Origin of the sequence: Zhongshania marina (genome assembly GCF_002915595.1) — a bacterium.
GTDB lineage: Bacteria > Pseudomonadota > Gammaproteobacteria > Pseudomonadales > Spongiibacteraceae > Spongiibacter > Spongiibacter marinus_B.
The window spans coordinates 1-2500 of the sequence record NZ_PQGG01000010.1; the positions used below are offsets into that span (position 1 = coordinate 1).

At 51.7% G+C, this 2500-nt stretch carries 2 rRNA genes (1 of these 2 cut by a window edge); both read right to left on the reverse strand.

Annotation, left to right across the window (positions count from 1 at the left end):
* Positions 1-2 precede the first annotated feature (2 nt).
* Positions 3-118 (reverse strand): 5S ribosomal RNA (rrf, locus tag C0068_RS04210).
* Positions 119-349: 231 nt separating this feature from the next.
* Positions 350-2500: ribosomal RNA gene (locus tag C0068_RS04215) — 23S ribosomal RNA — on the reverse strand; it runs 749 nt beyond the window's last position.

Sequence of the window (2500 nt, forward strand, 5' to 3'; positions counted from 1 at the left end):
AAGCCTGGCGATGACCTACTCTCGCATGGGGAAACCCCAAACTACCATCGGCGATGACACGTTTCACTTCTGAGTTCGGGATGGGATCAGGTGGTTCCATGTCTCTATGGTCGCCAGGCAAACTGGCTTGGCTAAATGAGGTGTCTTACGCACTTGCGTGCTGCGTCATTTAATCCAAATAGGGCGGTAAACGACCTCCACGGATGGAGGAAGTGCCTGATATTGTCTGGAACAATATCGGGCTAAGCTGATATAAACACTGTTTTCTTTCGTGTGTAAGTTGTCTCCAACTCACCTTGCAACAATCCGCTGCAGTTTCTTCATTGTGATAGCTAAACCACTTAATTATATGGTCAAGCCTCACGAGCAATTAGTACAGGTTAGCTCAATGCCTCGCAGCACTTACACACCCTGCCTATCAACGTCCTGGTCTTGAACGGCTCTTTAGGGGGCTCAAGGCCCCAGGGAGATCTAATCTTGGAAGAGGCTTCCCGCTTAGATGCTTTCAGCGGTTATCCCGTCCGAACGTAGCTACCGGGCAATGCCACTGGCGTGACAACCCGAACACCAGAGGTTCGTCCACTTCGGTCCTCTCGTACTAGAAGCAGCTTTCCTCAAATCTCCAACGCCCACGGCAGATAGGGACCGAACTGTCTCACGACGTTCTGAACCCAGCTCGCGTACCACTTTAAATGGCGAACAGCCATACCCTTGGGACCGGCTTCAGCCCCAGGATGTGATGAGCCGACATCGAGGTGCCAAACACCGCCGTCGATGTGAACTCTTGGGCGGTATCAGCCTGTTATCCCCGGAGTACCTTTTATCCGTTGAGCGATGGCCCTTCCATACAGAACCACCGGATCACTATGACCTACTTTCGTACCTGCTCGACTTGTCAGTCTCGCAGTCAAGCGCGCTTATGCCATTACACTAACCGCATGATTTCCGACCATGCTTAGCGCACCTTCGTGCTCCTCCGTTACTCTTTGGGAGGAGACCGCCCCAGTCAAACTACCCACCACACAATGTCCTCGATCCAGATAATGGACCAGAGTTAGAACCCCAACAGTACCAGGCTGGTATTTCAAGATTGGCTCCACGTAAGCTAGCGCCTACGCTTCAAAGCCTCCCAGCTATCCTACACAAGTAATATCAGAGTCCACTGTGAAGCTATAGTAAAGGTTCACGGGGTCTTTCCGTCTAGCCGCGGGTATACGGCATCTTAACCGCAAATTCAATTTCACTGAGTCTCGGGTGGAGACAGCGTGGCCATCATTACGCCATTCGTGCAGGTCGGAACTTACCCGACAAGGAATTTCGCTACCTTAGGACCGTTATAGTTACGGCCGCCGTTTACCGGGGCTTCGATCAAGAGCTTCGCTTACGCTAACCCCATCAATTAACCTTCCGGCACCGGGCAGGCGTCACACCGTATACGTCCACTTTCGTGTTTGCACAGTGCTATGTTTTTGATAAACAGTTGCAGCCACCTGGTCACTTCGACTCCCCTCAGCTTACGGAGCAAGTCCGATCACCAGAGGGAGCGTACCTTCTCCCGAAGTTACGGTACCATTTTGCCTAGTTCCTTCACCCGAGTTCTCTCAAGCGCCTTGGTATTCTCTACCTGACCACCTGTGTCGGTTTGGGGTACGGTTTGTTATAACCTGAAGCTTAGAAGATTTTCTTGGAAGCATGGCATCAACGACTTCATCCAAAAGAGGACTCGTCATCGCTTCTCAGCCTTAGGGATCCGGATTTGCCTAAATCCCCAGCCTACGAGCTTAAACACGGACAACCAACGCCGTGCTCGCCTAGCCTACTCCGTCCCTCCATCGCAGTTATAACAAGTACGGGAATATTAACCCGTTTTCCATCGACTACGCATTTCTGCCTCGCCTTAGGGGCCGACTAACCCTGTCCTGATTAGCATGGGACAGGAAACCTTGGTCTTCCGGCGGGGGGGTTTTTCACCCCCCTTGTCGTTACTCATGTCAGCATTCGCACTTCTGATACCTCCAGCAAACCTCTCGATTCACCTTCACAGGCTTACAGAACGCTCCTCTACCATGCGTGCAAGCACGCATCCGCAGCTTCGGTTACACATTTAGCCCCGTTATATCTTCCGCGCAGGCCGACTCGACTAGTGAGCTATTACGCTTTCTTTAAAGGGTGGCTGCTTCTAAGCCAACCTCCTAGCTGTCTAAGCCTTCCCACATCGTTTCCCACTTAATGTGTATTAGGGACCTTAGCTGGCGGTCTGGGTTGTTTCCCTCTTGACAACGGACGTTAGCACCCGCTGTCTGTCTGCCGTGATTGAACTCCTAGGTATTCGGAGTTTGCATGGGGTTGGTAAGTCGGGATGACCCCCTAGCCCAAACAGTGCTCTACCCCCTAGGGTTAGACACGACGCTCTACCTAAATAGATTTCGAGGAGAACCAGCTATCTCCGAGCTTGATTAGCCTTTCACTCCGATCCACAACTCATCCCCAAATTTTTCAA